At 60.3% G+C, this 12,953-nt stretch carries 11 protein-coding genes; 2 read left to right on the forward strand and 9 right to left on the reverse strand.

The genetic code is table 11. The features are described 5' to 3' along the window. Positions 1-180 precede the first annotated feature (180 nt). Positions 181-990, forward strand: a complete 810-nt coding sequence (gene tcdA, locus BFP96_RS13515; protein WP_163032655.1) for a tRNA cyclic N6-threonylcarbamoyladenosine(37) synthase TcdA — start codon at positions 181-183, stop codon at positions 988-990. A 117-nt stretch (positions 991-1,107) separates the two neighbouring features. Here the strand turns inward: tcdA and BFP96_RS13520 are convergent, their stop codons facing one another. The 4 genes from BFP96_RS13520 to BFP96_RS13535 all read right to left on the reverse strand — a co-directional run bounded on the left by BFP96_RS13520 (position 1,108) and on the right by BFP96_RS13535 (position 4,167). Then, entirely contained in the window at positions 1,108-1,521 is a 414-nt protein-coding gene (locus tag BFP96_RS13520) for a SufE family protein (RefSeq protein WP_065936406.1), read from the reverse strand. Further along, positions 1,518-2,723, reverse strand: coding sequence for an aminotransferase class V-fold PLP-dependent enzyme (locus tag BFP96_RS13525; protein WP_065893350.1), 1,206 nt, complete (start codon positions 2,721-2,723; stop codon positions 1,518-1,520). The genes BFP96_RS13520 and BFP96_RS13525 overlap by 4 nt, the downstream gene beginning before the upstream one ends. A 69-nt stretch (positions 2,724-2,792) precedes the next feature. After that, entirely contained in the window at positions 2,793-3,827 is a 1,035-nt protein-coding gene (gene dapD / locus BFP96_RS13530; protein ID WP_065886081.1) for a 2,3,4,5-tetrahydropyridine-2,6-dicarboxylate N-succinyltransferase, read from the reverse strand. Between the two features lie 31 nt (positions 3,828-3,858). Continuing rightward, on the reverse strand, positions 3,859-4,167 hold the full coding sequence (locus tag BFP96_RS13535) for an arsenate reductase (protein WP_240998947.1): 309 nt from the start codon (positions 4,165-4,167) through the stop codon (positions 3,859-3,861). A 268-nt stretch (positions 4,168-4,435) separates the two neighbouring features. On the opposite strand from BFP96_RS13535, the gene BFP96_RS13540 reads away from it, so the two are divergent. After that, positions 4,436-6,079: a Na+/H+ antiporter gene (locus tag BFP96_RS13540; protein WP_065893351.1), complete on the forward strand. Its 1,644-nt coding sequence runs from the start codon at positions 4,436-4,438 to the stop codon at positions 6,077-6,079. Here BFP96_RS13540 and BFP96_RS13545 read toward each other — a convergent pair. From BFP96_RS13545 to map, 5 genes are all read right to left on the reverse strand, one after another. Then, positions 6,072-6,815, reverse strand: a complete 744-nt coding sequence (locus tag BFP96_RS13545; protein WP_170876008.1) for a M12 family metallopeptidase — start codon at positions 6,813-6,815, stop codon at positions 6,072-6,074. The genes BFP96_RS13540 and BFP96_RS13545 overlap by 8 nt on opposite strands. Positions 6,816-6,988: 173 nt before the next feature. Beyond that, on the reverse strand, positions 6,989-7,711 hold the full coding sequence (locus BFP96_RS13550) for a M12 family metallopeptidase (RefSeq protein WP_065936408.1): 723 nt from the start codon (positions 7,709-7,711) through the stop codon (positions 6,989-6,991). A 124-nt stretch (positions 7,712-7,835) separates the two neighbouring features. Continuing rightward, positions 7,836-9,035 carry a succinyldiaminopimelate transaminase gene (gene dapC / locus BFP96_RS13555; protein WP_065936409.1) on the reverse strand — a complete coding sequence of 400 codons (1,200 nt, stop codon included), beginning with the start codon at positions 9,033-9,035 and terminating at the stop codon, positions 7,836-7,838. A 138-nt stretch (positions 9,036-9,173) separates the two neighbouring features. Then, positions 9,174-11,876 carry a [protein-PII] uridylyltransferase gene (locus BFP96_RS13560; protein WP_065893366.1) on the reverse strand — a complete coding sequence of 901 codons (2,703 nt, stop codon included), beginning with the start codon at positions 11,874-11,876 and terminating at the stop codon, positions 9,174-9,176. Between the two features lie 63 nt (positions 11,877-11,939). Then, entirely contained in the window at positions 11,940-12,722 is a 783-nt protein-coding gene (gene map, locus BFP96_RS13565; RefSeq protein WP_065893367.1) for a type I methionyl aminopeptidase, read from the reverse strand. Positions 12,723-12,953: the final 231 nt, after the last annotated feature.

Genomic DNA, 12,953 nt, shown 5'->3' on the forward strand with positions numbered 1-12,953 from the left:
GGTGTCGGCCTACGCCAACCGGCGCGCATCCTACACTGGCCTTTCCCTGAGCGTACAGCAAGCCGAGAAAAACCGGACATTGGGCAGCGAAAGTGCATCTAAGTTCTTAACTTGTAGCTGATGGCTTAAAACTTGTCGCTGCGTAGCCCATAATGCGCGCCGGTTTTTAGGGTAATGGTCATGAGCACAGAAGATCCGCGGTTTGCAGGCGTCGCCCGCTTGTATGGCATTGAAGGCCTGGAACGCTTGAAAGCGGCCCATGTGGCGATCGTCGGTGTCGGCGGCGTGGGCTCGTGGGCGGCGGAAGCCATGGCCCGTTGTGGGGTGGGTGAGATTTCGCTGTTTGACTTGGACGACGTCTGCGTCAGCAACAGCAACCGCCAGTTGCATGCACTGGACAGCACTGTGGGCAAACCCAAGGTTGAAGTAATGGCCGAACGCCTGCGCGGCATCAACCCGGCGTGCACGGTGCATGCGGTGGCGGACTTCGTCACACGTGACACCATGGCCGAATACATCACGCCAGACATCGATTGCGTGATCGACTGCATCGACGCGGTCAACGCCAAGGCGGCACTGATTGCCTGGTGCAAGCGCCGCAAGATCCAGATCATCACCACGGGTGGCGCCGGCGGGCAGATCGATCCGACGCTGATCCAGGTGTGCGACCTCAACCGCACCTTCAACGACCCTCTGGCCTCGAAAGTGCGCTCCACCCTGCGCCGTGACTACGGTTTCTCACGCACGGTGACCCGCCACTACAGCGTGCCGTGCGTGTTTTCCACCGAGCAGCTGCGCTATCCCAAGCCGGACGGCAGCATTTGTTTGCAGAAGAGTTTTGTCGGCGATGGGGTCAAGCTTGACTGCGCGGGAGGGTTTGGCGCGGTGATGATGGTCACCGCGACGTTCGGCATGGTGGCGGCGACCAAGGCGGTGGACAAGATTGTGGCCGGGGTGCGCAGACCGTCGGAGCGCATCAAGCCCGCCTAGACCTCACTACCTTGCACACATCAAAATGTGGGAGGGGGCTTGCCCCCGATAGCAGTGGGTCAGTCAACTTATCCAGTGACTGGCACTCAGCTATCGGGGGCAAGCCCCCTCCCACATTTAGTATTGTGTACGGCTTAATTCGCGCATCCGCTGCAAGACCGCATTCAAGCCATTGCTGCGCGACGGCGATAACTGGCGCGACAAGCCCAGTTGATTGAACCAGTCAGGCAGGTCAACCGCTTGCAATTGATCAGTCGACAAGCCGTTGACCCGGGCCAGCAGCAACGCCACCAACCCACGAATCATCCGCGCATCGCTGCTGGCGGCAAACTGCCAATGGCCGTCCTGCAAGTGGCCCACCAGCCACACCAGGCTTTCGCAGCCGTGTACCAGGTTGGCGTCGACCTTGTCTGCGTCCGCCAGCGCCGGCAGTTGCTCGCCCCATTGCATCAACAGGCGCGCACGTTGCTCCCAGCCGCCTACGGCCTGGAACGCCTCCAGTGCTGCCGTTGCGTCGGTTGGCAAGCTCATCGCAGCATGTCCAGCGCCTGGTCCAGCGCTTCAAAGAAGCGCTCCAGATCATCGGAATCGTTGTACAGCGCGAGAGACACACGAATCGCGCCCGATAGCTGCAATGTCTTGAGCAACGGCATCGCACAATGATGACCGGCACGCACGGCAATCCCCTGCTCGGTCAGCAGGTGCGCAAGGTCGGCGTTGTGCACGCCCTCGACCACAAAGCTGGCCAGTGCCACTTGCGGCGTACCCAATACGCGCACGCCATTGCGCGCTTTCAAGCCGCGCAATAAATAGTCGTGCAGCGCCGCTTCGTGGCTGACCACCGCCTGTTGATCCAGCGAAGCCAGGTAATCCAGCGTCGCCCCCAGGCCGATCACGCCGGCAATCGGCGGCGTGCCGGCTTCAAACCCCAGTGGGGCAGGGCGGAAGCTGGCGCTGTGGTAGTCCGCCTGTTGCACCATCTCGCCGCCGAACTGCCAGTGGCGCAGGTGATGCAGGGCTTCGTGGCGACCGTATAGCACGCCGACACCGTCTGGGCCGTAGAGTTTGTGACTGGAAAATACATAGAAGTCGCAGCCCAGGGCCTGCACGTCGTGGCGACCATGGACGATGCCTTGCGCGCCATCCACCACAGTAAGGGCGCCGTGCGTCTTAGCCATTTTTGATAAGGCTTCCAGCGGCTGCCACGCGCCGAGCACGTTGGACAACTGGCTCACTGCCAGCAACCGCGTGCGCGGGCCGATCAAGGTGGCGGCGGCTTCAAGGTCAATCACGCCGTCATCGTCCAGGGGCAATACCACCAGCGTGAGCGCGCGACGTTTTGCCAGTTGCTGCCAGGGCAGCAGGTTGGCGTGGTGTTCCAGGGCGCTGATAGCAATCTCATCGCCCGCATTGAATAAATGCTCCAGGCCATAGGCCAGGAGGTTCAGCGCAGAGGTTGCGCCGTGGGTAAACACCACCTGCCCGCTGTCGCCCGCATTCAACCACTGCGCCACCTTGCTGCGACTGTCCTCAAACGCCTGGGTCGCATGGGCCCCCGGCAAATGCTGGGCACGGTGCACATTGGCGGCGCCATTGGCGTAGTAATGGCTGATCGCGTCCAACAGGGCTTGAGGTTTCTGCGTGGTAGCGGCGCTGTCCAGGTAGGTCTGGTCTTGCCGTTGCAGGGTGGCGATGGCTGGAAAGTCAGCGCGCCAGGGGGAGGGCACAAGCATGATGTTCAAAACTCGTATAAGCGAGCCGCAACCAAAGGTGCGACCCGCCAGGGGGCATCGAGTGGCTGCTTAGTTGTGAGCGTGCAGCGCTTCGTTCAGTTCGATGGCCGATTTGTGGGTTTTGCACTCCACGGCACCGGTCTCGGAGTTGCGGCGGAACAGCAGGTCCGGCTGGCCGGCCAGTTCACGCGCCTTGACCACTTTGACCAGTTGGTTGTTCTCGTCCAGCAACGCCACTTTGGTCCCGGCGGTCACATACAGGCCGGACTCCACGGTGTTGCGGTCGCCCAACGGGATACCGATACCGGCATTGGCGCCGATCAGGCAGCCTTCGCCGACCTTGATCACGATGTTGCCGCCACCCGACAGGGTGCCCATGGTGGAGCAGCCGCCGCCCAGGTCGGAACCCTTGCCGACGAACACACCCGCCGATACACGGCCTTCGATCATGCCCGGGCCTTCGGTGCCGGCGTTGAAGTTGACGAAGCCTTCGTGCATCACGGTGGTGCCTTCGCCGACGTAGGCGCCCAGGCGCAGGCGGGCTGCGTCAGCGATACGCACACCGCTCGGCACCACGTAGTCGGTCATTTTCGGGAACTTGTCCACCGAGAACACTTCCAGCAGCTCGCCCCGCAGGCGCGCTTCCAGCTGGCGTTCGGCCAGTTCAGCGATGTCGATGGCGCCCTGGCTGGTCCACGCCACGTTCGGCAGCTGCGGGAACACACCGGCCAGGCTCAAGCCGTGAGGCTTGACCAGGCGATGGGACAGCAGGTGCAGCTTGAGGTAAGCCTCAGGCGTGGAGGTCAGTGCGGCGTCTTCAGCCAGCAGCGTCGCGACCAGCGGGGTGTGGCTCTCGGCGAGCCGATTGAGCAGCGCGGCTTGGGTCGCATCGACATTTTTGAGCGCATCAGCCAATTGCAGCGCCTGGCTGATGGTGAACGTGATCGCTTGATTGCCTTCGGTGTAACCCAGGATCGGCGCGATGGCCGCGACGATTTCAGCCGACGGGTTGAGCAGGGGCTGTGCGTAAAACACTTCCAGCCAAGCACCTTGGCGGTTCTGAGTGCCGACGCCGAAGCCCAGGCTGAACAGGGAATGGGACATGCTGTTACCTCTACAAAAATGGAAGGCTGGCCTACTTGAGGGCCGCCGAATAACTATCTGGCTTGAAGCCAATCAGGGTTCTGTCACCGAGATCGAGCACCGGGCGCTTGATCATCGAGGGTTGTGCGAGCATCAACTCAATGGCTTTCGACTGATCGAGATCGGCTTTGCGTTCGTCTTCGAGTTTGCGAAAGGTGGTGCCTGCACGGTTCAAAATCACCTGCCAACCGTGCTCGTTGCACCATTGGGTCAAGTGTTCGCGGTCGATACCGGCCGTTTTGTAGTCATGGAACTCATAGGTCACCGCATGCTCATCGAGCCAGGTGCGCGCCTTTTTCATGGTGTCGCAGGCTTTGATGCCGAAAAGGTGCAAGGTTTTGCTTGAAGCAGTCAAGGAATTGCCCTCCTCTGGACGAATGAAAAATGGAAGATCGCGGATTATGCCACGCCCGGCGCGTTTCGGCTCCGCTCGTCAGCAGGATGCGACGTTTGTGTAAACGCCAGTGCGCGGTATAGGCGGGTAACATAGCGGAGTAATAAGGCACTTCGACGGCCAGTTGTTGCCTGATGTGTGTCATTGCAAGTCGATTGTCCGGGAACCCCGCGTTATGCAAACCGCCTACACCGTTCTTATCCTGCTGATGCTGGTCAGCGTTTCGCGCCTGGTCGGACGCATTATCCCACTGCCGTTACCGTTGCTGCAGATTGCCGCCGGAGCCCTGCTGGCCTGGCCTACGCTGGGCCTGCACGTGGCGCTGGACCCGGAGCTGTTTCTGTTCCTGTTCCTGCCGCCGTTGCTGTTTTCCGATGGCTGGCGCATGCCCAAGCGTGAATTGTGGCGCTTGCGCGGGCCGATCCTCACATTGGCGGTGGGGTTGGTGCTGTTCACCGTGGTCGGTGCCGGCTACTTCATCCATTGGTTGCTGCCCTCGATTCCCTTGCCCGTGGCCTTCGCCCTGGCAGCGGTGCTGTCGCCTACGGACGCGGTGGCGGTGTCAGCCATTTCGCAGAATCGTTTGCCCAAGCCGTTGATGCATATGCTTCAGGGCGAAGCGTTGATGAATGACGCATCGGGCCTGGTGACCTTCAAATTTGCCCTGGCGGCGGCGTTGACCGGTGTGTTTTCGCTGGCCGATGCCAGCCTGACTTTTGTGTTGGTGGCTGTCGGCGGGCTGGCGATCGGGGTGGCGTTGAGCTGGCTGGTTGGCCGCCTGCGCGCCTGGATGATTGCGCGGGGCTGGGATGACCCGGCAACCCATGTGGTGTTCATGTTGTTGCTGCCCTTTGCTGCCTACGTACTGGCCGAGCGCCTGGGCGCGTCGGGCATTCTCTCGGCGGTGGCGGCGGGCATGATGCAAAGCTGGCTCGACCTGTTGCCGCGCCAGACCAGCACGCGCCTGCTCAACCGCAGCGTGTGGTCGCTGCTGGAGTTTGCCTTCAACGGCTTGATCTTTTTGCTGCTCGGCCTGCAACTGCCGGACATCATCAAGGCGGTAGTCAGCCATGAAACCACGCTGTGGCCCACCTTGATGTATCGCTGCCTGGAAGTGATGGCGATCTTCTTGGTGCTGGTGGTATTGCGCTTTATCTGGGTGCAGAGCATCTGGCGGCTGTCGGGTCTGCTGCGCAGGCTGCGCGGCAAAAGTGCGCTGACCCTGGTACCGACCGCCCGTTCCTGCTGGTTGTTGACCGTTGGCGGTGTCCGCGGTGCGGTGACGTTGGCGGGTGTGATGTCGGTGCCCTTGCTGCTGGCACCGGGCCAGAATTTCCCCGAGCGTGACCTGCTGATCTTTATCGCTGCCGGGGTCATCCTGTTGTCCCTGGTCGCGGCCTGTATCGCCCTGCCATTGCTGCTGCGGGGTGTCGAGAAAGGTCCGGATGAGAGGCGCCATAACGAAGTGCGCGAGGCCTGGAAAAAGACCGCCGTGGCGGCGATCCATGCGCTGGAGGTCGAAGAACCCGCCGAAGCCGAAACGCCGGACGCCGCTCAAGCGGCATTGGCCACCGAGCTCAAGGCTCGACTGATGGCGGAGTATCGTCATCAGTTGGACGTATTCAATGACTCGGCCGAGGCTCAGGCATTGGCGCTGCAAATGGATCAGTTGGAGCGCAGGCTGAGGCTCAAGGCACTACGCGCGCAGCGCCTGGAGCTCTACCGTTTGAGTCGCCAGCACCAGATTGGCGACGATGTACTGCGCGAAGTATTGGCGGACCTGGACATGAGCGAAGCGAACTTGGGAAGTGTCAAGTAGTGGTGGGGCTGATCATTGCCAGGATGCTTGAATTGAGCAGTTTGCCCACGAAGGTTTTATCTTCTGGATAAAGCGACTGGATGAACGTTTTATCGTCTTCAGACAATTTGAAGTTACGCGGGATGGGGGGGCCACTGTTGAGTCTTGAAGCAGAAAAGCCATAGTGCATGATGGATTTGTCATCATAGTTTGCAGAGGCCTGTACCTGGTGACGTGAAAAAGTCCTGACGATATCGTTATCGGCCTCATAGCTGAATCGCCCCCGTTTTTCGTATTCGTCGTAGATGTTCTCCCTGTTTAAGTCCAATGTCCGGTCAGGGTGCTGATGCTCATGTTTGAGGCCCAGGGCATGGCCGAATTCATGCTGGATTGTGGCGGCAATACTAGCGTCAGACCGTGTGAAGCTGATGCCCATGGTGGGCCTGGACAATGGAACCTTCTTGGCGTCGGTACCCACTTTTGACCATCCAGGGCCGGTGTCATTGTCTACCGTGATGCGTATATCGCCGTCGGGACTGTCAATGAACTTGAAGTAGAGATTGGTGTGCGGGGCCCATTTGTTGATGTTGTGCTTTACCAGATCCTTTTGTTCCTGCGTCATGTTCAGTCGCGAGATGGTCAGCACCGAATGTTGAGGCCATAGTTTGTCCGGCATGGCGACGCCGCGTTTACTTCTACTCAGAGGTGCGCTCATGACGTGCGCAGGGGCAGGGTTGGCTGGAATCGTGAGGGGCATGTCGTTCACCTGAGTGTGTGTACCAGATGAGCGTGGGTGGAACATTTAAGAAGCTTTGTTCCCATTTATGGGTTGCAAGATACATCAGCCATGACCGCCCCACGTTGTGGGAGCGGCGACCCATGCGCTTAGATCAAGACGCGGCTGATGGATGAGTGAGGCGAACCTTGGGCTCAAGAAATAGCAGGCGTCGTTTTTGGGTAGGCCTTTTTGGCCCAGGCTATGTCTTCGTCGCTCAGCGTCCAGCTTTCGGATTGGCCCCAGCCTCCATGGGTGAGGGCGGGATTGATTTCATAGTGCATGACCGAGTCGCCATCGTAGGTCGTGAAGTCGTATTTGCTGGACCGAGGCAAGGGAAGCAAGTTGCGTTCTACCTCTTGCTGGCTGAGTCCGACCATACGATTGACCTTCTCCATATCCCATGGAATGTTGGCGTCGGGGTGTTGATGAGCATGATGAGCGCCAAGCATATGGCCGAACTCGTGCCTCACTATGTAAGCGAATCTGGGATGCCTATGGTCCCGTGGGAGCGCCATGGTGGGGTGCGCTGGAGATCTGTCGAGTGCGTCCGTGCCTATGGCTGAGCTGCCTTCGGAGTTGTTGTTCACATTTTGTGTGATACGAACATTGCCCTCTTCTCCAGCTACGAACTCGAACTTCAGATTGATATGGGGCAGCCATTCGCTGGCGGCTTTTTTGACGGCCAATACATATTCATCGTCCATATCGTAGTCGTACATGGCGATTTTTATCGTGCTGTTTTGGGGCCAGTATTTGGCGGGCTCACCAATATTTCGTCGGTTTCTGGAAAGGCGGGCTGTGCTGCCCGCGTCATCTTCGATGGATGGGGTGGTTGGGTTGTGTAGGAAAGCGGGCGGGGAGGTGGGGTTTATCATGCGATCTTTCCTGCGATGAGCGTGGACGAATGTATTGGCTTATTCATCCACGTCGCAAGAACGTTCCTAACGTACAGTCTGAATATGTAAGCCCGCGTTTATCTGAGACAAACGCGGGCTGGGTTCAGGATCGACGTTGAATGAAGTCCCTAATCCGCTCAGCCGCTTCGACGCATTCGGCCAATGGCGCAACCAGGGCCAGGCGCACACGGCCGGCACCGGGGTTGAAACCGTTCACTTCGCGAGACAGATAAGAACCCGGTACCACCGTGACGTGTTCTTCCACGAACAAATCACGGCAAAACGCTGCATCGTCGCCTTTCACATTCGGCCACAAATAAAAGCCGCCGTCCGGGCTTCGCACATCCAGCACCGGCTTGAGGATCGCCAGCACGGCGTCGAATTTTTCGCGGTACAGGTCACGGTTGGCCAGTACGTGGGCCTCGTCCTGCCAGGCGGCGATGCTGGCCAGTTGGGTTTGCACCGGCATCGCGCAGCCGTGGTAGGTGCGGTACAGCAGGAAGGCCTTGAGGATATCCGCGTCGCCAGCCACAAACCCGGAGCGCAGGCCCGGCAGGTTGGAACGCTTGGACAGGCTGTGGAACACCACGCAACGCTTGAAGTCCTGGCGACCCAGTTCGACGCAGGCGCTGAGCAGGCCCGGCGGCGGGGTTTGTTCGTCGAAGTACAGCTCGCTGTAGCATTCGTCGGCGGCAATCACGAAGTCGTGCTCGTCGGCCAGGGCGATCAGCTTTTTCAGGGTGTCCACCGGAATCAGCGCACCGGTCGGGTTGCCTGGAGAGCACAGGAACAGGATCTGGCAACGTTTCCAGATGTCCGGTGACACGGCATCGAAGTCCGGGTTGAAACCATTGGTGTCCACGCACGCCAGGTAATGCGGCTTGGCCCCGGCGAGGAACGCGGCGCCTTCGTAGATCTGGTAGAACGGGTTCGGGCTCACCACCAGCGCGTCGTCACCGCGATTGACCACGGTCTGGGTGAACGCAAACAACGCCTCTCGCGTACCGTTGACCGGCAGGATGTTGCGCGCCGGGTCCAGCCAGCCGTGCGGGACGTTGAAGCGGCGCTCGCACCAGGCCCCAATCGCTTCGCGCAGTGCGGGGATACCCAGTGTGGTCGGGTACACGGCCATCTGATCGAGGTTGTTGCTCAGCGCCTCGGCGACAAACGTCGGGGATTTGTGCTTGGGCTCGCCGATGGACAGCGCAATCGGGCGTTTGTCCGGGTTTGGTTTGACGCTGCCGAGCAGTGCGCGCAGTTTCTCGAACGGGTAGGGCTGCAGCTGGTTCAGGGCGTTGTTCATCGAAAGTCTCGTCAAATTCAGTTGCCGGCGAAAATTAAATGTGGGAGGGGGCTTGCTCCCGATTGCGGTGTGTCAGTCAGCTGATTGTTATCTGATCCACTGCTATCGGGAGCAAGCCCCCTCCCACAGAGCCGATGTTCATAGGGTCAAGCGTGTCAGCTCGACGCCGGGTTCCTGGGTCACGCTCAATTGCTCCACGATCGCTTCCTGCAAGCGGCGGCACAGCTCAGGGTCGGACAGCGGCTGGTTATCGGCGTCGGTGATGAAGAACACGTCTTCCACGCGCTCGCCGAGGGTCGCGATCTTGGCGTTTTGCAGCGACAGGTCGAACTCCAGGAAAATCCCGCCAATCCGTGCCAGCAGGCCCGGGCGATCCGGCGCGCTGAGCTCCAGCAAAGTGACCGGGCGCTGGGCGTCGTTGGAAATAGTCACCTGGGGTGCAAAGGCAAAGTGCTTGAGCTGGCGCGGTACGCGGCGCTGGATGATGGTTGGATAATCATCCGGGTTGCGCAGGGCTTCGGTCAGGCCTTCGCGGATCTTCTTCACGCGCAGCGGGTTATCGCCAATCGAGTCGCCATCGGTGTCGAGCACAATATAGGTGTCGAGGGTGAACTGGCTGCTGGAGGTGATCACCCGGGCGTCGTGAATGTTCAGGTTGAGCTGGTCCATGGCCGCCACGGTCACGGCGAAGAAGTCGTGCTGGTCCGGCGCGTAGATGAAGATCTGCGTGCCGCCTTCGAATTCGCGCTGGGTGGTTTCCTTGATCAGTACCAGTGGGCCACCGTCGGCCGGCTGCTGAAGGATGGCGTCGGTGTGCCAGGCGACGTCGCCGGCGGTGTGGCGCAGGAAGTAATCGTCACCCAGTTGCGACCATAGTTGTTCGACGTCATCCGGGTCGTTGCCGCCGCGCACCAGGATATCCAGCGCCGCGCTTTGGGTGCGGCGGATCTGCTCTTCGCGGTCCACCGGGTTTTCCAGGCCGCGGCGCAGGGCGCGCTTGGTCTCGGTATAGAGCTGGCGCAACAGGCTGGCGCGCCAGGAATTCCAGAGCGTGGGGTTGGTGGCGTTGATGTCGGAAACGGTCAGCACGTAGAGGTAGTCGAGGTGGGTCTCATCGCCCACGATCTGCGCGAAGTCGTGGATGACTTGCGGGTCGGACAAGTCCTTGCGCTGGGCCGTGGTCGACATGACCAGGTGGTTCTGCACCAGCCAGACGATCAGGCGGCTGTCCCACACCGGCAACTGGTGGCGCTGGCAGAACGCTTCGGCATCGACCGCGCCGATCTCCGAGTGATCGCCATGTCGACCCTTGCCGATGTCGTGGTAGAGGCCGGCCAGGTAAATCAGTTCCGGCTTGGGCAGCTTGGCCATGAGCTTGCTGGCCAGCGGGAATTTCTCTGACACTTGGGTGTACTGCAACTTACGCAAATGCTTGATCAGGTTCAGGGTGTGCGCGTCCACGGTGTAGATGTGGAACAGGTCATGCTGCATCTGCCCGACGATAAAGCCGAACTCCGGCAGGTAGCGCCCGAGGATGCCGTAGCGGTTCATCCGCCGCAGGTTGCGGTGGATGCCGATCTTGCACTTGAACAGTTCGATAAACAGGCTGGTGTTGCGGATGTCGTGACGAAACGCGTCGTCGATCAGATGACGGTTTTCCCGCAGCAGGCGGATGGTGTCGGCGCGCACGCCTTTGATTTCCGGCTGCTGGGCCATCAACACGAAGATTTCCAGCATGGCGAACGGCGTGCGGCGGAACACGTTGTCGTTGCGCGCCTCGATATAGCCATCATGCAGCTGGAAGCGTGCGTTGATCGGCTGCGGCGGCGCTTCGTCTTCGGGCGCCAGGATCACTTCTTCGAAGTGCTGGATGATCAGGTCGCTGAGCTGGGCGATGCTCATCACCACCCGGTAATACTGCTGCATGAAGCTTTCGATGCTGGTCTTCGCATCTTCGCCTTCAAAACCCAGCAGGGTGGCGATGGAGCGCTGATGGTCGAACAGCAGGCGGTCCTCGGAGCGCCCGGCAAGCATGTGCAGGGCGTAGCGCACCTTCCACAGGAACTCCTGGGACGAGGCCAGCAGGGTGTTTTCGCTCTCCACCAGAAAACCCTCGCCGGCCAGGGCGCGCAGGTTCAGGGTGCCGTACTGACGACGGGCCACCCACAAAATCGTCTGGATATCGCGCAGCCCGCCCGGCGAACCCTTGACGTTGGGTTCCAGGTTGTATTCGGTATCGTTATATTTGTGGTGCCGTGCCTTTTGCTCGGCGCGCTTGGCCAGGAAAAACTCCTTGCTTGGCCACATGTGCGCGGTGCTGGTGACTTCGAGCATGCGCTGGCGCAGGCGCTCGGGGCCACAGATGGTGCGGCTTTCCATCAGGTTGGTGACAACCGTCAAGTCGGCGCGGGCCTCTTCGGCGCACTCTTCGACCGAGCGCACGCTCTGGCCGACTTCCAGGCCGATGTCCCACAACAGGGTCAGAAAACGCTCGATGGAATCGCGAAACAACTCATGGTCGGCGCTGTCCAGCAGGATCAGCAGGTCGATGTCGGAGTAGGGGTGCAGCTCGCCGCGCCCGTAGCCGCCGACCGCCACCAGGGCGATATCCGCCTCGGTGCTCCAGTCGAACTGTTCCCAGGCTTTTTGCAGGATATTATCGACGAACCAGGCACGGTCCTCGATCAGCCGGCGAATGTCGCGGCCACTGCGAAAGCGCGCATCGAGCACGTCGCGCGCCTGGCGGATCGCCTTCTTGAACGCAGCGATGGGGCTTGCCTTCAACGCCAGTTCGGCCTGGAACTGGCCACGGTCGAAGAGTTCTGGATCCACCTGGGGCATCGATCGGCTTTCCTTTCTATCTGTCAGTCAGTCATTACACCGTTGGGAAAACCTGCCCGGCCTTTACGCCGATACGCGTGGAATCGTGTCGTCGGCGCGCAGGGTAAAGATCTCGTAGCCGGTCTCGGTGACCAGCAGGGTGTGTTCCCACTGCGCCGAGAGCTTGCGGTCCTTGGTGATGGCGGTCCAGCCGTCGCCCAGCACCTTGGTATCGGCCTTGCCCTGGTTGATCATCGGCTCGATGGTGAAGGTCATGCCCGCCTTGAGTTCCATGCCTGTGCCGGCGCGGCCGTAGTGCAGGATCTGCGGTTCTTCGTGGAACACAGTGCCGATGCCGTGGCCGCAGAATTCGCGTACCACCGAGAAACCGTTCTTTTCGGCGTGCTTCTGGATCACTTCGCCGATATCGCCCAGGCGGCAGCCAGGCTTGACGATCTCGATGGCCTTGTACATGCATTCCTGGGTCACCTGGGACAGGCGCTCGGCCCACGGCGCCACGGTGCCGACATGGAACATGCGGCTGGTGTCGCCGAAGTAACGGTCCTTGATCACGGTGACGTCGATGTTCAGGGTGTCGCCATCCTTCAGCGGCTTGTCACCCGGAATCCCGTGGCAGACCACGTGGTTGACCGAGGTGCAGATCGACTTGGGGAAGCCCTTGTAGTTCAGCGGCGCAGGGATGGCGCCTTGCACGTTGACTATATAGTCGTGGCAGATCTGGTTCAGTGTCTCGGTGGTGACGCCGGGCTTGACGTGCTCGGCGATCATTTCCAGCACGTCGGCAGCCAGTTTTCCGGCAATGCGCATGCCGGCGATGTCTTCGGCGGTTTTCAAACTCACGGTCATACAGGCTCTCTCTAGCGCAATACGCTGAAATCAATTCGGTTGACGGGCGTGCGACAAAAGGTTGCGGAATTCGCACAAGCCACAAAAAACGCGATTCTAGCAGACGATGGCGTCAAATCATGAGCCTCTGATGATCGCTTCTCTCTATAAGGTAGGGGTAGGTCGGCTCTATTCAAGGGGTTACGTGAGCGCGTCGCGCGGCAAACGTGAATGCGTGTTCCGTTTTTGTCG

The sequence above is a fragment of the Pseudomonas sp. 34 E 7 genome (assembly GCF_900005715.1).
Classification (GTDB): Bacteria; Pseudomonadota; Gammaproteobacteria; order Pseudomonadales; family Pseudomonadaceae; genus Aquipseudomonas; species Aquipseudomonas orientalis_A.